We start from the raw sequence: 16,496 nt of genomic DNA on the forward strand, positions 1-16,496 counted from the left end.
GAACTGTTAACCCCGATTTTGCCCTTACTTATACCAATACCGCCCGTCCTGCGATGCTAAACGCTAATATCATACCGAGGACCCATACTGTTGATCTTAGCGTGGCATAGTCAAGCCAGTAGCACACTAAATAGCCTAGGCGGCTTGCAACAAATAACCAGCCCAGCGTTACGGTGGTGTTATCGGCGGTGCCGGTGGCAACTACTATAATAATGGCTGCGGCATAAATGAGCAGGGCCTCAAAGCTATTGTAATGCGCGGCGTTGGCGCGCTGGCCAAAACCTTTTAATGCTGCTTGCTGTGCTCTTGGGTTGTGATTGTCGTAACCACCGGATTTTTGCATAGCAAAAGCCAGCGGAGCTTTAGCCAGATAGGGTAGTAACATGGTAATAAACAAGCTAAGCAATAATGAGTCGAGCATAACTAACCCCTTGGTTGACGCAGTGCAGACAGAAAATAGATTAATAAAAGGCAGCCGGTTTGGCTGCCTTACTTATTTTAGTTAGCGCAGTATTCTGGCTTCAGGCCGTTGCAGCAGTTGCAATATTGGGTTTTGTGCCAGTACTTTTTCTTTTAGCACAACACCCACAACTATACCTGCCGCCAGGCCGCCTAAATGTGCCCAGTATGCCACACTTAAATCTTCGGATAACAACCCCAAAATATTTAGAGCAGCCCAGATAGTAAAGTACCAGACCGGATTAAGCTTTTTCTGCCAGACAATAAACATAAATGTTAGGCTGGCGTGGCGGAACCACAGTAAGTACATACCGAAAAGACCGGCAACGGCACCACTGGCACCTACCATTAATAAGTCGCGATCTGCCAGATAGCACATCAGCATTTCTACTAGTGCGGCAACGACACCACAAAGTAAATAAACGCCAAGAAACTTCCACGGTCCCAATACATCTTCCAGGTTATCGCCGATAATCCACAGAAAATACATATTACCAGCCAGATGTATTAAGCCGCCATGTAAAAATTGGTAGCTGAGCAGGGTCCACCATTGCTGGCCTTCCAGTATCGGGATCGAATCCAGAGCGAAATGCACAAATACCCATTCTGTGCTGGTATCGTTAAAACCATACATCACAAAAATGAGAATATTCAGTGCCAGCAGCGCCCATGTCATCACGGGTGTGCGGTGCGGTTTTATATTGTACTCTTTTGGCATTTGGGTAAAAAACTGAAACAACCAGCTTTTGGTACACACCTTTTGATTTAGCTGAGCCAATGCTGCCTGTAATTTAGGTGCTGCCAGTACTTGCTCGGCTTCATCTCCGTCAACCCAAATGCCTTTGCAGTTGCCACATTTATCTACCGTAACCTGATAGTTTTTTAGCAGGTGAAATTGTTGCATACTCTGGTTGCAACGATGACAATGGTACTGATGTTGCTCTAGTTTTTCACCAAAGCTTTGTTTTATACAGTATGGATCAGTCAATTCACTGCTGTGTGCTATAGCATCGCTTAATTCTTTATCGTCAAACCAAAGGCCGTTACAACGCTGGCAACGGTCAACCTGTTGGCCATGCAGCTCTATGGTTTGCAGGCTTTGCTCCCGACAGCACGGGCAGTATAGTTGCGTTTTTAGCATATTAATCTACCTCAACATCCTGCTGTGCCAATGCTTGTTTTAGTTGGTTAGTGTCAGCTTCAAACATCGGCAACACTATGGCCCTCATATGCTCAACCTGCTCCAGCAATAGCTTGGTGCCATAATGAGCGCTGTAAAAGCTGGTTTGAATTTTGCCGTGGATGTCATTAACTTCGCGGTGAAATTTGCGGCTTTCACTTAAAAGCGCTGAAGGGGTTTCCAACGTGGCCGGGGAGAACTTCATGCTTTCCCAGACGAAGGTATCCAACACTAAGTCGTAACGCTTTACCGCATGCACACTAATGTTTTTAATCTGTTCGGTGTATTTTTCTATCAGCAACAGGTTGTCGCTCAGCTCATGCTGTAGCGACTGACGTAAATAATAGTTACTTTTATCACTCTGAATTTGTTCAAATACTACAGCTTGCTGCAAACCTTGTTGGGCTGCCAGATAAACACCCAGCACAGTAGCGATAATCATCGAAATCTGGCTTATCCAGAAACTCAGATTTGATATTTCACCTTGCTGCAGCGGTATAGCTTTTTTGGGCTTCTGATGCTGTGTGGTTTCATTGATATGTACGGTATTGGTTAGTGGATCGCGGGCGGGCATAACATGTCCTTGTTGTGGTGAATAAAAGGTGACATAAGTGTAACCTGAAAGCGTGGTGCTATTACAACTGGTTGGTTATCAGGTACGTTTAACTGCTTATTTTTTGTTCGGATACGAAATCTAAAGTGGTTCAAGGCTAAAGTCATGCTGCTTTAAGGCATTAGCCAGCTCATGCGAACGCTCAATAACCTGCTGCCAGTAAGGGATCCTGATGTCGTCGGGCAGTTTAAAGTCTTTACGATCAGGTATTTTGCCAAAGGGCAATGATTTTACCCAGCTATCAGACGGGCAAAGCAATACCACATTATGTAAATAAGCCGGGTTAGCTTTACGCCATTTTAGCGCTTTATCAAACCAACCCGGGGTAAGGCTTGGGTAAAAGTGTGGATATAACACCAGGCCATTATCGGTAAAGGGCAGGTCAAAATGGTAGTCGGTGACGCCGCCGTCGTAATAACGGCCAACGCCAGCACCGGCAATATCCTCCACCGGGTTTAATACCAACGGAATAGAGCCACTTGCCAGTACGGCCTGGCGCAAGTTAGCGGTACTGAGTTCAGTATGTTGGGTGGGTAACAGGCCCGCATAATGAAACGGTGAGGGCTCGCCTGGCGCATGAAATAGAACACGCTGGAAGAAATATTGCAAATGTTTGCGGTTAAGCAGGTTGGCACCAGCGGCCAATGTTAAACCGCCGGCTTGCAACAGTTTACTACGTGCTGCTGATAACCGGCGGGCTTTAGCCACAACCAGGTTAAGCTTAATCAGGGGGTTATCTATAACCTGCTGCAAATGCTGCTCAGTTGGAAAAACATCATCAATAATACGCGCCGAAATGTCGGTTATCAGCCGGGTATCAGCCTTTTTGGGGTAAGTAATATGGCAATATGCGTGGCAAAAACGCTGTGAGGCTGCCACCGGATCTGCCTGAGCAAAGCAGGCAAAGCGCCATGCGCCGGCTGAGCTGCCTAAAATATGCAGGGGAGTGCTGCGCCCGGCGAAAAATTCACCAAACAGGTACTGATCCAAACCGAACAGGCTAAACCACTTGGGGCCGCCGCTGGCTCCTACCATCACGCTAAAATCAGCCTGTTGCAGGCCATGCTGCTGAATATGGTTAAATGCTGTTGGCCCGGCCAGTATGCGTAGTGCTTTTTTATTCAAAACGGGTGCTACCTGTTACTGAGTGGCTAAACGGTAGCATATAACCGGCGGTACATATGCTCGGCGTAGTCATCAGTCATACCGGAGATATAATCGCATATCACCCGGATTTTCAGCTCGCCGGGGGCATCGGTCCAGCGTTGCTGGGTATTGGCTGGCAATAACCGTGACGGATCAGAGCTAAACGCATCAAACAGGGCCATCAGCATATTCTGACAGCGAAAACGGGATTGCTGAATCTCTGGTTTTGAGATTACGCAGCGGTATACCACCTGTTTTAAACAATGCAAAATCGCCTGTGGGGCAGTGTCCAGCGCTGCGTTGTAGCGGATAAGTGGTTCTTGCGCCTGTGGTAAGGCTTCATATAACGTTACAGAGCTTATCAGCAAATTTACCAATGAGCCTATCGCATCTTTGCGCAGGTGATGCTGATGACTAAACAGCGCAGCACTGATCTGTTGCATCAGTTGCTGTAAGTCGCCGGGTAACGCATCCCAGTGCGTCTGAGTATGTTGCTGCCATTGGGTTTGGCTGATATTACCCAGCACTATGGCATCTTCTAAGTCATGTACGCCATAGGCGATATCGTCAGCCAGCTCCATAATAGACGCATCCAACGATTTATAGCGTGATTTCAGGTAGGGTGATTTATCCAGCGTGTCGGTGCTTTGAAACAAACTGCGGTCAGCTTCGCTTAACGGTGCCAGGATCCAGGCCAGAATATCGGCATCAGCAGCAAAAATAGCTTTAGCCGGTTTCCAAGGTGTTAAGTTAAGCGGGTTAGTGGCAGCGATAATTTCATCACGTAAATCGGGTTGTAATACCGGGTACTTTAATAGCCCCAGCAGGGTGCGGCGCGATAAATCCATTCCGTGGTGCAACGTATAAGGTTCCAGCTTGGCTACTATCCGTAAAGTCTGGCCGTTGCCTTCAAAGCCACCGGCATGCAGCATTTTATAATTCAGGGCGGTTTCGCCGCCATGGCCAAAAGGCGGGTGGCCAATATCATGTGCCAGACACAAGGCTTCCATCAGGCTGTCGTCAGGTAAAAAAGCTAATTGCGCCGCATCCACTTTACTGCGCAGCTGGCTGACCAGGCCGGTACCAATTTGCGCTGCTTCCAATGAATGCGTCAGACGGGTGCGGTAGAAATCGTTTTGGCCAATACCCAGTATTTGGGTTTTTGACTGCAGGCGGCGAAATGCTGCTGAGTGCAGAATACGGGCCCGGTCACGTTGCCAGGGGGTACGCTGATCGCCTGGCCTGCTGTTGCTAATGCCGGAGCGACGCTCAGACCAAAGAGGGTGAGGCATAGTATTCCTTGTTAATTCAAACAGCTAAACTATAAAGCACCATGGTGTACTGCGCTATAGTACGCCAACTGTGAGTAAACTTCGAGCCTGGCTACCTTAACATTGGCGGATTTATCTGCAAAAAGCATTCGACAACTAAAAATTTATACTGTATAAAATAACAGTTATTTAATTGGGGAGAAATGCTATGGCTGTAATTATTAAGTATGTAGTAGAACGTAACGGAGCAGAAAAAATGACTTTTACGTCTAAAGCAGAAGCTGACGCCTATGACAAAATGCTGGATACTGCTGACGAGCTGGCCCGCTTTTTAGCTGGTAGCAGCTTAGTTACTGATGAACAGCAGGCCGAAGCGCTGGCACTGTATATGGCACAACAGAAAGACGACTTACTGGTTGCACTTGGCGCAAAAAAGCCTGCGCCTAAAGCTGATAAAAACGAAAAAACCACCAAAGCTAAAATTGCTGCAGTAGAGCAGGCCGCTTAACGGGCCTGCAGTTGCTTTTGCCAATAAGCTTTAAGATCGGCCTTTACTTCGGGTAGCAGCAAGTACAGTGCCAGTATATTGGGTACGGCCATTAAAAAAATCATAGAATCTATAAAATTAAACACCGCCATCATATCCGGTACAGCACCTATAGATACAATCAGGCAAAACAGTACTTTATAAAGTTGTGTCAGGTGTTTATTCTGGCCAACCAGATAACGCCAGCCGGTCATGCCATAGTAAGACCAACTGATAACGGTCGAAAAACCAAACAGCAACAATGCAACCATTAATACCCAGGGAAACCAGTTAAATACCGAGGCAAAGGCTCCAGAGGTAATTTGCACACCATCCAGCCCCGGTGTTTGATAAGCACCGGTAAGAATAATCACCAGTGCTGTAATGGTGCAAATAACCACTGTATCAATAAAGGGTTCCAGTAAACCAACAAACCCCTGGCTTACCGGCTCTTTTGTTTGAGCTGCAGCATGGGCGATAGGGGAAGAGCCAATACCGGCTTCATTCGAGTAAGCCGCACGGCGAAAACCCTGGATCAGCACACCAATAAAGCCGCCGTAACCGGCTTCAGGTGTAAAGGCCCCTTGTACTATCAGCCATAAGGCTGATGGAATAGTGCTGGCATGGGTAAGCATAACCAACAGTGATGCCAGCAGATAAATGCTGCACATCAGGGGCACCAGTTTGCTGGTAACACGGGCAATACTTTTTAACCCGCCAATAATTACGGCGCCAACTAAAAAGGCATAAATGGCGCCGAACAGCCAGGCATTATCGAAGCCGGTTACGGTTTTTACCTGCACAAACCCCTGATTTACGTGTACAAAACCAGCTGAGCCAAAGATCACAAATATTGAAAATGCTACTGCCAGTATGCTACCCAGTAACGGTAGGTTAAATTTATCCAGCGCGGCTTTAATGTAATACATTGGCCCGCCTGATACGCTGCCGTCAGCATTGAGTTGCCGGTACTTTACTGCCAGCGTACATTCAACAAACTTGGTCGACATACCAAGCAAGCCTGCGACTATCATCCAAAACGTTGCGCCCGGGCCACCAAGGCTGATAGCGACAGCCACGCCAGCAATATTGCCGGTACCAACAGTGCCGGAAAGCGCAGTGCTGAGCGCCTGGAAGGGGGTAATCTCACCATTGGCATCAGTGCGTTTATTATTTTTCAGTAAACTCAACGCATGGCCAAAACCGCGCACGTTAATAAAGCCAAGGTAACAGGTAAATACCAAAGCGCCGCTTATCAGCCAGATCAACACCATAGGAATACTGACACCATTGATATCAAAGGCATAAAATACGATGGCAGCTATCTGGGTCGTCAGGGCTTCAAATGCCTGTTGGAAGGAAAAATCGCTATTCATTTATTAACTTCAGCGGTATGGACGGCTAATTATTGTTGCAAGATTACTGTGTTATCGCTGCATAAACAAGCGTTTATCTAAAACTCGCAGCACTTACTGACAATGCATGCAGAGTTTACCAATGGGCCGAACAGTTGCACTATAAGCAATGTATTGCCCAATTGCTGACGCCGTATAGCCCGAACCATACTACCGTTGAGTTTGACTCAGCGCAGAAACCTAGAATGGTTAAGGAGTAAAGCCGTTAAGTGAAACTTCAGCATTACAGGCTACACTCAGTCTGAACTTCTGACAGGAGCAAGCTATGTGGAAATATCTTACAGCAGCAGTATTAAGCTCAGTACTTATGTTACAAGGCTGCGCCGGTGGCGTAAATGCCAGCGCAACTGAGCAGAAAAATGCCATAACCCAGATGCGCAGTGACGTGCTTAGCGAACTGTACCGGCAAAAAGCCAGTGCCAGAGCTGAATTACAAAGTGCACCGGGTTATGCCACATTCAGTAATGCCAATGTTAATGTGATTCTGGCCAGCTTTGGCGGCGGTTATGGTGTAGTGCGGGATAATCGCAGTGGTGCCGACACTTACATGAAAATGGGTGAAGTTGGGCTGGGTTTAGGTGCCGGCGTTAAAGATTTTCGTCTGGTAATGGTGTTTCATACCGCCGAGGCGATGCAACGCTTTATCGATCAGGGCTGGGCTTTTGGTGCCCAGGCTGATGCAGCAGCAAAAGCCGGTGATAAAGGTGGTGCGGTAGGCGCTGAAGCAAGTGTCGATGATGTGACTATTTATCAGTTTACCGAAGCAGGTTTGGCCTTGCAGGCAACATTAAAAGGCACTAAGTTCTGGGTTGATAAAGACTTAAACTAACCAGCAGTAGGAATGCAGCAAACAAAGGCAGCGTGCGCTGCCTTTGTTTATGTTACTGGCTGTAGCCCGGTAAAAACTGCGCCAGTTTGTTAATGGCGGTTTCAAGTTGTTCTTTATGCGGTAAAAACACAATGCGGAAATGGTCCGGTTCCGGCCAGTTAAAGGCTCTGCCATGCACCAGCAACACTTTATGCTGACGTAAAAAATCTAGCACAAATAGCTCATCATCTTTAATACGAAACTTTTTGCGATCAATTTTCGGAAACAAATACATTGCGCCTTTGGGCCGTACGCAGCTGATACCGTCAATTTGTGTTACCAGCTTATGCGCCAGATCCATCTGTTCATACAAGCGGCCACCTGGCACCACCAGCCCGTTAATACTCTGATGGCCGCCCAGGGCAGTTTGCACCGCATGCTGGCAGGGCACATTGGCACATAGCCGCATTGAAGCCAGAATGTTTAAACCCTCAATATAATAGCGGGCTAAATGTTTGGCACCTGAGATAAATAACCAGCCCACACGAAAACCGGCAATACGGTAATTTTTAGATAAGCCGCCAAACGTCAGCATAATTAAGTCGTCGGCCAGCGATGCTGTGCTGACATGCTCAGTGCCATCGTACAGCACTTTATCGTATATTTCGTCGCTAAGTACCACCAGCCGGTGCTCACGGGCTATTTTCAGCAGCTCCAGTAAAAAGGCTTTATCGTACACTGCACCAGTTGGGTTGTTCGGGTTGATTAGCACAATGGCTTTGGTTTTTTTGCTGATCTTTTCTTTAATATCGGCCAGATCTGGGTACCAGTCCTGCTGCTCGTCACAGCGATAATGCAGTGCTTTGCCTCCGGCCAGGTTAACTGCGGCTGTCCACAGTGGATAATCGGGCGAAGGCACCAGCACCTCATCACCGTTATTTAGTAAGGCCTGCAGCGACATTAAAATCAGCTCAGATACACCATTGCCGATATAAACATCATCGGCGTCAGCCCCGAGAATGCCGCGCTGCTGATAATACTGCGCTACTGCAACCCGGGCAGGGTAGATCCCCTGCGAGTCTGAATAGCCCTGTGCGGTGGGCAGGTTATGAATAACATGCTTGAGAATTTCGTCAGGTGCTTCAAAACCAAAAGGCGCGGGGTTACCTATGTTAAGTTTGAGGATGCGGTGGCCTTCCTCTTCCATGCGTTTGGCTTCCTGTGCGATGGGGCCGCGGATGTCGTAACAGACTCCGTCTAACTTTGATGAGCGCTCAATGGGTTTCATAACAACGACCTTAATGTCTCCGTTTTATCCGTCCAGACAGCTAAATTGCTGTGGCACACTGTTTTCACATAACTATCGTTACTTTGCAATGGTTACAGCGGGCTTTGCAGAAAAAAACTAAGCCAATTAAGTTTTTCGTCGTATAAAGTTGGTTGTACAGGTAAAATGTCGCCGTCTTGTCGTAGCAAACCGGTTACTGACATAGCAAAGGTGCTATGCAGGCAGAGTAACTTACAGGTGATAGATGTTATTGAAAAAAATCATTATTTCAGCTTTCTGGCTGCTGGTTTTTATTGCCGTTATGAGCCCGTTTACTGAGCTTGAGCCGGTAAAGCAACTGGATTCACTGGAAGAGTGGCAAAAGCCCAGCCGTATTACGGCGTTAAACCGGGCTGATCAGGACAAAGTTCTGGAGCGTCTGGCGTACACCCAACCGTTACCTGCCTTTAAAGCTTTGCCGGATTTTAACCAAATTACTGATATTTCCGAGAAAAAACGCAGTTTCTTTAACTATTTACGCCCCTATGTTAAGCGTGAAAACGCCCGTTTGCGTTCGTTGCGTCAGCAATTGCTGGAAATTCAGGATAAAAAGCAAAAACACCTGCGCATGTCTGTAGAAGAGTATGCTTTTTTGTACAGCCTGTATGACGAGTTTCGCATGGAGGTTACAGAAACAGACGAAAATATGCTTGAGGAATTACTACGGCGGGTAGATGTGATCCCCGAGAGCCTGGTATTAATGCAGGCTGCAAATGAATCGGCGTGGGGTACCAGCCGTTTTGCTGTCGAGGGGTACAACTTTTTTGGCCAGTGGTGTTTCCGCGAAGGTTGTGGCCTTATCCCACAATCGCGGTTAGAAGGGCAAACCCATGAAGTGGCCAGATTTGACAGCCCGGCAGCGAGTATTAACAGCTATTTTTACAATTTAAATGCTTTTCATACCTATGAGCCATTGCGCTCTATTCGTGCCCGCTTGCGTAAGGAAAGCAAGCCGGTACGCGGTGAAACTCTGGCTGCCGGCCTTGGCGCATATTCTGAACGTGGAGACGAATATATCGCCGAAATCAGCGGCATGATCCGGTTTAACCGCAACCTATTGGAAGAATAATATGCGTAACCTGATGCTACTGTTGCTGGTGCTAAGTACACCGGCATCTGCCGATTTGTTGCTAAACTACAACGGCTTTTACAACCGGATGAAAAAGCTGCAGCAACCGCAGTATAGCGATATCACCCTGGCATTTGCCCTGACGGGCACACGCAGTGGCCAGGCTTGTAAGTACTATAGTTTGGGACTGAAAAGCGACCGGCATGATATCGCTCTGGATCTTGCCGGTAATGGCGAAATCAACCTACCGTACGATGAAGCACTAAAAGACAGCAATGCCATACTTGAAGTGTTGCAGGCTGATAATGCTGAGCCTTGCCAGGTGCAGTTCCGGTTACGTTCACGCATGCGCCTGGCAAATGACTTAAGTTTGGCGCAGTTACAGCACTACCGCAGCCAGTTTGATGCATTGCTGGATGATATGGCTGGCTTAAGTAAATACTGGTTACCTGACGTTACCGGCGTAATAGTTGAGTTTGCTGAAGACGTTACAATGCCGCAGCTTGATGCCGCAACACTGGCTGCCACTCAGTGTCAGGCAAAGCGTTGTCTTATTCACCTTAACAGCAAATTGCCGGAAGACAGCCACTGGTTGTTTAACCAGCGGCCCAGTTACCTGTTGCCACTGATTAACAGCAATATTAAGTAATCTAAGGGCTGTGGTTTAACTTAATGCGATAACCTGAACACTGTTATCGCTTTGTTGATCGTCATCTTCATCATTAACCAGCCCGACAGGAATGGCCGGTACACTTTGTTTATCAAAAGCAGTATCACGTTCCGCTAACTCGGTATCCTTGCTCAGGCCGGCAAAATCGAACAGATTTTTGTCAACCATATGTGAGGGTACTATGTTTTGCATGGCCTGAAACATGGTTTCTATCCGGCCAGGAAAGCGTTTGTCCCAGTCTTGCAGCATTTCTTTTACTACCTGACGCTGCAGGCCATCCTGTGAGCCACAAAGGTTGCACGGAATAATCGGAAACTGGCGTGCGACAGAGTATTTTTCAATGTCTTTCTCTTTGCAATAAGCCAGCGGGCGGATCACAATATGCTCACCGTTATCACTCACCAGCTTAGCTGGCATAGACTTCATTTTGCCGCCATAAAACATATTTAAAAATAAGGTTTCAAGCATATCATCGCGATGATGACCCAGGGCTATTTTGGTTGCACCAAGCTCTTTGGCTGTGCGGTATAAAATACCACGGCGCAGGCGTGAGCACAGCGAACAAGTAGTTTTTCCCTCAGGGATTTTGTCTTTAACGATAGAGTAGGTATCTTCAGTGACTATTTTATAGTCAACACCTATACCGCTGAGATAAGTTGGTAACACATCAGCCGGAAAGCCAGGTTGTTTCTGATCCAGATTAACGGCAACCACAGTAAAGTTGATTGGCGCAGATTGTTGCAGGTTTAGCAGAATGTCCAGCAGGGTGTAGGAGTCCTTACCACCGGATAAACACACCATAATTTTATCGCCTTCTTCAATCATGTTGAAGTCGGCTATAGCCTGACCAACACCCCGACGCAGACGTTTATGCAGTTTATTCAGATTATATTGAGCTTTAGCTTGCGCTGCGTGAGTCATAACACTACTACCAGAAACAAAAATGGCGCACATTATAGCCAAAGGTGCGCCAATACCAAAGCTGTGCGGCAGGATAAAACTCAGTCTTTCTGCAACGGGCAGACAAAATTTGCCGGTTTTATCGCCAGCACATCACAGTCAAGCCGATCGATAACGTGTTCGGCGGTATTGCCAATAATGGCTGCCGACAGGCCGGTGCGGCCTATAGTACCAATAACCACCATTTCAGCATCCAGTTTAGTGGCTATTTGCGGTAGCACATCTTCAGGCATTCCTTCCATAACATGGCAGTGCTGGCTGTTAATATCAAACTGTTTTGCCAGAGCTGTTACCGCATCTGCGTGATGGTGTTTCATGGTGCTGTTGTATTCCTGCGGATTAAACTCGGGAATTTCTATGGCAATATTTACCGGAGTGCCAGGAAAAGCATTTACCAGATGGGTTTGCGCGCTTAACATGGTAGCCATCTGCAGAGCTTTGGCGATAACACGCTGATTCAGCGACAAATGGTGTTCCTGTTCGCTGCCAGCATTAACAGCAGCAATAATATTGCCAGCTTTCGGCCAGTCATGATCTTTAACCAGTAATACCGGGCAGGGGCATTTACGCAATACATGCCAGTCGGTAGGCGTGAAAATCATCGATTTGAGTACGTCATGATCATGGGTGCCTTTAATCACCAGATCGTAGTTATCTTCCAGTACCGCATGTACTATGGCTTCAAACGGGCGGCTGTGCCAAACCACTTTAATAACGATATTTAATCCGATGGCACGATGGCGCTCGGTTAGTTCGCTGATCCACATTTCGCGATCTTTAATAACCGCCTGGCGCATAGATTCACGCTCTTCGCCAGACAGCATAGTGGTCATTTCGTAGGAAAAATCATACACCGATAGAAAAGCGGTGAGCTTGCCGCCTTGTAAACGAATTAACTCTATGGCCCGGTTAAGCGCTTTTTGTTGTTCTACATTGGGGTCCAGTACAACTAACACATTGTTGTAAGCTGACATAAACTACTCCACTTTGCGACTGTGTCTTTAAGTGTAGCCAAATTAGCACTGTTTGCCCGCGTTTAACTTGCGCTGGCGCAAGCTAAGCGCTGTACATGTCAACAATGGGCTGTCAAAGCGGCCAGTTTGGACAATGCGGTTTGGTCTTTAATGCTTATCAGTTTACCGTCTACCTGAATGAGTTGCTCTTTATCCAGTTTACTCAGTAAGCGGCTGATCGTTTCCACTGTCAGGCCCAGATAATTGCCAATGTCGCTACGGGTCATCGTTAAACGAAAATCATGGGCCGAAAAACCACGGCTGGCGTAACGCTGGCCCAACTGAGATAAAAAGGTTGCCAGCTTTTGTTCAGCGGTTTTGCGGTTTAGCAGTAGCATCATTTGCTGATCAGCCTGAATATCTTCGCTCATCAGCCGCATAATCTGCTGGCGTAACCGCGGCAGCTGGTCGAGCAACGTTTCCAGATTTGGCAGCGGAATTTCGCATACCATAGCGGTTTCCAGTGTTTCGGCATAACTTGGGTGTAATTGTTTGCTTAATGCGTCAAAACCAACAATATCGCCCGGCAGATGAAAGCCGGTAATTTGCTGTTCGCCCTGATCGGTAAGGGTAAAGGTTTTAAAAGAGCCGGTACGAATAGCATACAGGCATTTCTGTGCCTGCCCGGCTTCAAATAGCATGTCACCTTTATGCATAGGCTTTTTGCGCTGAATAATGTCGTCCAGCCGGGTTAGCTCGTTTTCGTTTAAACTAAAGGGTAAACATAGCTGGCTGAACCCACAGTCCTGACAGTTAATGGCGGAACGTTGCATAACGGTATCCTTGCCTTTTATAGATAATAGTAACAGCTTAAAAAACCATACGTTTTATAGCAAGCCATATTGTATAACTACCATACATAGCCAGCATGGCAGCGGCACCATATCGTACAGCCGTGTGGCGTTTAATCTTATTCATCAGCTGTGCGGCACCGCCAGTTAATAAGATGGCCGGTAAAGTGCCCAGGCCAAATGCCAGCATTAATACTGCGCCGGCAGAAGCACTGCCACTGGCCAGGCTCCAGCCTAAAGCGCTATATACCAAGCCACAGGGCAGGGCCCCCCAGCATACCCCATAGGCGTATGCTTTGCTTATGGAGTTTAGCGGCAACAAACGTCGTGACACAGGCTGTACGTATTGCCACAGTTTTTGACCTGTTTTTTCCAGCAGCAATAAACCAAACCATAACCGGCTGATATATAGCGCCATCATAATAAGTAAAATGCCTGCCACCAAACGCAGCCACAGCATTGAAGCACCGACCAGCTGCATGGCACTGACACCGGCATAGCCGACTACAGCGCCGAATACGGCATAGGTGCTAAGGCGGCCGGCGCTTAATGCCAGTTGCAGTAAAAATTTTTTCGCCGTACTTTGCGCCGGCATGGCAAGTTGCAGTGCTCCGGCAATACCGCCGCACATTACCAGGCAATGACCGCTGCCGAGAAAACCTATCAGTAATGCTGCAAGCAGGTCATTGCTCATGGGGCAGGTGGGTCTTGTTTATCTTTATTGGCTACGGCTTTTTCATCAAACAGGATGCTGAAGCCTTCTTTATCCAGATCATCAAACTGTTTGTTGCGAACAGCCCAGAAAAACACCGCCAGACCAATTAGGACAAACAGAATAGCAATTGGGATCAGTACATAAATAACACTCATTATTTGAGCAGCCTTAACGAATTTGATACCACCAGCAACGAGCTGAACGACATACCAATAACAGCGATATAAGGTGAAACAAAACCGGCAACCGCCAGCGGAATAATAATCAGGTTATAACCAACCGACCAGGCCAGATTTTGCCTGATCCCGCGCTGTGCAGCCTTGCTACCCTGCAGTAAGGTGGCTATCAGGCCGATATTATGTTGCAACAATACCACATCGGCCTGATTTTTTGATAAATCTGTCCCCGATTGCATAGCTACAGAAACATGCGCAGCATGAAAGCTCGGGCTGTCGTTTATACCATCACCGAGCATCAGAACTTTATGCCCGGCGCTGACCAGTGCCGTTATTTCTGCCACTTTTTGCTCAGGCGAGCAGCCTTTAATCATCTGATCAAATCCAAGCTGCTGTTGCAGTTTGTCGGCCTGATCGGAACTGTCGCCGGTAAGCATCAGCAGTTTGTATCCTTGTTGTTGCAACTGGCGCACAAGTGCCGGTACCTCAGGGCGCAGGGCATCATGCAAGCTGACTGCAGCAATAAGCTGGTTATCGGCACTAAGGTATACCATTGCTTTCGCTTGCGGTTTTACTGCGCAAAAAGCCGCGCTACCTACTTTAATTTGCATGCCGTTAAACCGTGCACTAATACCACTACCGACAACAATATTTACCTGTTCAAGTGCCAGTTTACCGGTAAGGCTGGAACTAAACGCCCGGCCAATAGGGTGCTCGGAATACGCTTCCAGATTGGCTATCAGGTTTAGTGCCTGAGTTTCGCTGTAATCGCTGTTAAACAGTGTAACGTCCGATATTGAAAACCGTCCTTCGGTAAGGGTGCCGGTTTTGTCAAAAACAATATGCGTCAGCTCGGGCAGCACATCCAGCACCTGAGCATTTTTGATCAGAATACCGTTGCGGTTAAGCCGGGCCAGTGCGCAGGTAATTGCCGTGGGGGTAGCCAGGCTGAGTGCACAGGGGCAGGTTGCTACCAATACTGACAGCGTTACCCAAAACGCACGGTCGGCGTCCAGCCAAAAGTACCAAAGGGCAAAAGTGGCGGCAGCTATAATAAGCAAACGCTCAACAAAGTACTTTGCCAGGCGGTCTGTGCGCTGCAATACCGCAGGTTTCTGGCTTAATGTGCGTTGTTGTAGTGCAATAATCTGCCCCAGCCGGGACGATGCCAGCGGCTGGCTGACATTAACCTGCAACAGGCCATCATGGTTGATACTGCCAGCCATAACCAGATCGCCGGTACTTTTACTTACCGGCGTATATTCACCGGTTAGCATTGACTCATCGGCAGAGCTGTTGCCGCTGATAATCTGGCCGTCTGCGGCGATGGTTTCGCCCGGCTTTACCAAAATGCAGTCACCGCTTTGTAATCGTCTGGCCGATACGGCCTGTTGTTCGCCGTCTTTTAGCAGGGTAGCGGTTACCGGCATAATTTTCAGCAAGTTGCTGGTAGCATCGCGTGCGCGGGAGCGGGCACGGTATTCAAAAAACTTACCCAGCTGCAGCAAAAAGGTAAACATACACACCGACTCAAAATACACCTCACCGGTGCTAAACACGGTGGCATAGGCTGAAGCTAAGAAGGTGTAGTAAATGGCCAGGCTAACCGGTACGTCCATATTCATTTGCCGGGCTTTCACACTACGCCAGGCACTGCTGACAAAGGGCAGGGCAGCATAAAGCACTACCGGCAGCGTTAGTAACAGGCTTATCCAGCGTAAATACCCCTGATGTGATGCATCTATGCCGGTGTATTCACCAAAATACAGTGCCACGGCTAACATCATTACCTGCATGGTCATAATGCCGGAAACGGCCAAACGTTTCAGATAGCGGCTAAGTTCAAGTTTAAATACCTGCTCTTCCTGATCGGCAATAAATGGGCTGGCCTGGTAACCAATACTGGCCAGGCTTTTCAGAATGCCGCTAAGAGGGGTGGTATCTGCGCGCCACAGCAGATGGCAGCGTTGGGTAGTAGAATTAACATTAACCTGATGCACAGCGGGTAACTGGCGCAGTTGTTTTTCAATTAACCAGGCACAGGCGGCACAGCTCATACCGCTGATAGACAGCTCCAGTTCTGTCAACCCGCCTTGTTTGTTGCTGATATCTTCCAGTACCTGTGGTGCGTCAAAGCTGCTAAGTTCAGCTTCAAGTTCTTTGGGTATAGCGTTAGCACGGTTGGCAGGTTCGGTACGAAAGCGGTAGTAGTCTGCCAGATCACTGCTGATGATGGTATCGGCTACCGCCAGACAACCGGCGCAACAGAACTGGCGCTGTTTGGCATCAAACTCAAGCTGAAATGAGGTGCCTGATGGCACAGGCTCATGGCAATGAAAGCAATATACTGCACTCAC

At 47.8% G+C, this 16,496-nt stretch carries 17 protein-coding genes; 4 read left to right on the forward strand and 13 right to left on the reverse strand.

What is annotated here, in order from left to right; genetic code table 11:
* Positions 1 to 28: 28 nt before the first annotated feature.
* From M2404_RS10925 to M2404_RS10945, 5 genes are all read right to left on the reverse strand, one after another.
* A complete protein-coding gene (locus M2404_RS10925; protein WP_259239761.1) occupies positions 29 to 421 on the reverse strand; it encodes an MAPEG family protein in 393 nt (130 codons plus the stop codon).
* An 81-nt stretch (positions 422 to 502) separates the two neighbouring features.
* On the reverse strand, positions 503 to 1,600 hold the full coding sequence (locus tag M2404_RS10930; protein WP_259239762.1) for a rhomboid family intramembrane serine protease: 1,098 nt from the start codon (positions 1,598 to 1,600) through the stop codon (positions 503 to 505).
* Between the two features lies 1 nt (position 1,601).
* Positions 1,602 to 2,213, reverse strand: a complete 612-nt coding sequence (locus M2404_RS10935) for a hypothetical protein (protein ID WP_259239763.1) — start codon at positions 2,211 to 2,213, stop codon at positions 1,602 to 1,604.
* 120 nt (positions 2,214 to 2,333) lie between these two features.
* Positions 2,334 to 3,377: a patatin-like phospholipase family protein gene (locus M2404_RS10940; protein ID WP_259239764.1), complete on the reverse strand. Its 1,044-nt coding sequence runs from the start codon at positions 3,375 to 3,377 to the stop codon at positions 2,334 to 2,336.
* A 26-nt stretch (positions 3,378 to 3,403) separates the two neighbouring features.
* Positions 3,404 to 4,690 carry an anti-phage deoxyguanosine triphosphatase gene (locus M2404_RS10945; protein WP_259239765.1) on the reverse strand — a complete coding sequence of 429 codons (1,287 nt, stop codon included), beginning with the start codon at positions 4,688 to 4,690 and terminating at the stop codon, positions 3,404 to 3,406.
* 187 nt (positions 4,691 to 4,877) lie between these two features.
* Between M2404_RS10945 and M2404_RS10950 the strand changes: the two genes are divergently transcribed.
* On the forward strand, positions 4,878 to 5,177 hold the full coding sequence (locus M2404_RS10950; RefSeq protein ID WP_310503085.1) for a YebG family protein: 300 nt from the start codon (positions 4,878 to 4,880) through the stop codon (positions 5,175 to 5,177).
* On the opposite strand, the gene M2404_RS10955 is transcribed toward M2404_RS10950, so the two are convergent.
* A complete protein-coding gene (locus tag M2404_RS10955; RefSeq protein ID WP_259239766.1) occupies positions 5,174 to 6,571 on the reverse strand; it encodes an alanine/glycine:cation symporter family protein in 1,398 nt (465 codons plus the stop codon). The two genes, M2404_RS10950 and M2404_RS10955, sit on opposite strands and share 4 nt — an antisense overlap.
* A gap of 304 nt (positions 6,572 to 6,875) precedes the next feature.
* Between M2404_RS10955 and M2404_RS10960 the strand changes: the two genes are divergently transcribed.
* On the forward strand, positions 6,876 to 7,439 hold the full coding sequence (locus tag M2404_RS10960; protein WP_259239767.1) for a lipid-binding SYLF domain-containing protein: 564 nt from the start codon (positions 6,876 to 6,878) through the stop codon (positions 7,437 to 7,439).
* Positions 7,440 to 7,491: 52 nt separating this feature from the next.
* Here the strand turns inward: M2404_RS10960 and M2404_RS10965 are convergent, their stop codons facing one another.
* Complete coding sequence (locus M2404_RS10965) at positions 7,492 to 8,706, reverse strand: pyridoxal phosphate-dependent aminotransferase (protein WP_259239768.1); 1,215 nt, start codon at positions 8,704 to 8,706, stop codon at positions 7,492 to 7,494.
* A 244-nt stretch (positions 8,707 to 8,950) separates the two neighbouring features.
* Here M2404_RS10965 and M2404_RS10970 point away from each other — a divergent pair, with 244 nt between their 5' ends.
* The gene (locus M2404_RS10970) at positions 8,951 to 9,814 is read left to right on the forward strand and encodes a glucosaminidase domain-containing protein (RefSeq protein ID WP_259239769.1); all 864 of its coding nucleotides are present in this window, start codon (positions 8,951 to 8,953) and stop codon (positions 9,812 to 9,814) included.
* A gap of 1 nt (position 9,815) precedes the next feature.
* The gene (locus tag M2404_RS10975) at positions 9,816 to 10,463 is read left to right on the forward strand and encodes a DUF2987 domain-containing protein (RefSeq protein WP_259239770.1); all 648 of its coding nucleotides are present in this window, start codon (positions 9,816 to 9,818) and stop codon (positions 10,461 to 10,463) included.
* Positions 10,464 to 10,478: 15 nt separating this feature from the next.
* Here the strand turns inward: M2404_RS10975 and ttcA are convergent, their stop codons facing one another.
* From ttcA to M2404_RS11005, 6 genes are all read right to left on the reverse strand, one after another.
* Positions 10,479 to 11,405 carry a tRNA 2-thiocytidine(32) synthetase TtcA gene (gene ttcA / locus M2404_RS10980; RefSeq protein WP_259239771.1) on the reverse strand — a complete coding sequence of 309 codons (927 nt, stop codon included), beginning with the start codon at positions 11,403 to 11,405 and terminating at the stop codon, positions 10,479 to 10,481.
* 80 nt (positions 11,406 to 11,485) lie between these two features.
* Complete coding sequence (gene uspE, locus M2404_RS10985) at positions 11,486 to 12,418, reverse strand: universal stress protein UspE (protein ID WP_259239772.1); 933 nt, start codon at positions 12,416 to 12,418, stop codon at positions 11,486 to 11,488.
* Positions 12,419 to 12,516: 98 nt separating this feature from the next.
* Positions 12,517 to 13,230, reverse strand: a complete 714-nt coding sequence (gene fnr, locus M2404_RS10990) for a fumarate/nitrate reduction transcriptional regulator Fnr (RefSeq protein WP_259239773.1) — start codon at positions 13,228 to 13,230, stop codon at positions 12,517 to 12,519.
* A gap of 37 nt (positions 13,231 to 13,267) precedes the next feature.
* Positions 13,268 to 13,942: a sulfite exporter TauE/SafE family protein gene (locus M2404_RS10995; protein ID WP_259239774.1), complete on the reverse strand. Its 675-nt coding sequence runs from the start codon at positions 13,940 to 13,942 to the stop codon at positions 13,268 to 13,270.
* Positions 13,939 to 14,118 (reverse strand): cbb3-type cytochrome oxidase assembly protein CcoS, encoded by a 180-nt coding sequence (ccoS, locus tag M2404_RS11000; RefSeq protein WP_259239775.1) that lies wholly within the window; start codon positions 14,116 to 14,118, stop codon positions 13,939 to 13,941. Before ccoS ends, M2404_RS10995 begins: the two co-directional genes overlap by 4 nt.
* Positions 14,118 to 16,496, reverse strand: a complete 2,379-nt coding sequence (locus M2404_RS11005; protein WP_259239776.1) for a heavy metal translocating P-type ATPase — start codon at positions 16,494 to 16,496, stop codon at positions 14,118 to 14,120. The genes ccoS and M2404_RS11005 overlap by 1 nt, the downstream gene beginning before the upstream one ends.

Origin of the sequence: Rheinheimera pacifica, from assembly GCF_024809855.1 — a bacterium.
Classification (GTDB): domain Bacteria; phylum Pseudomonadota; class Gammaproteobacteria; order Enterobacterales; family Alteromonadaceae; genus Alishewanella; species Alishewanella pacifica_A.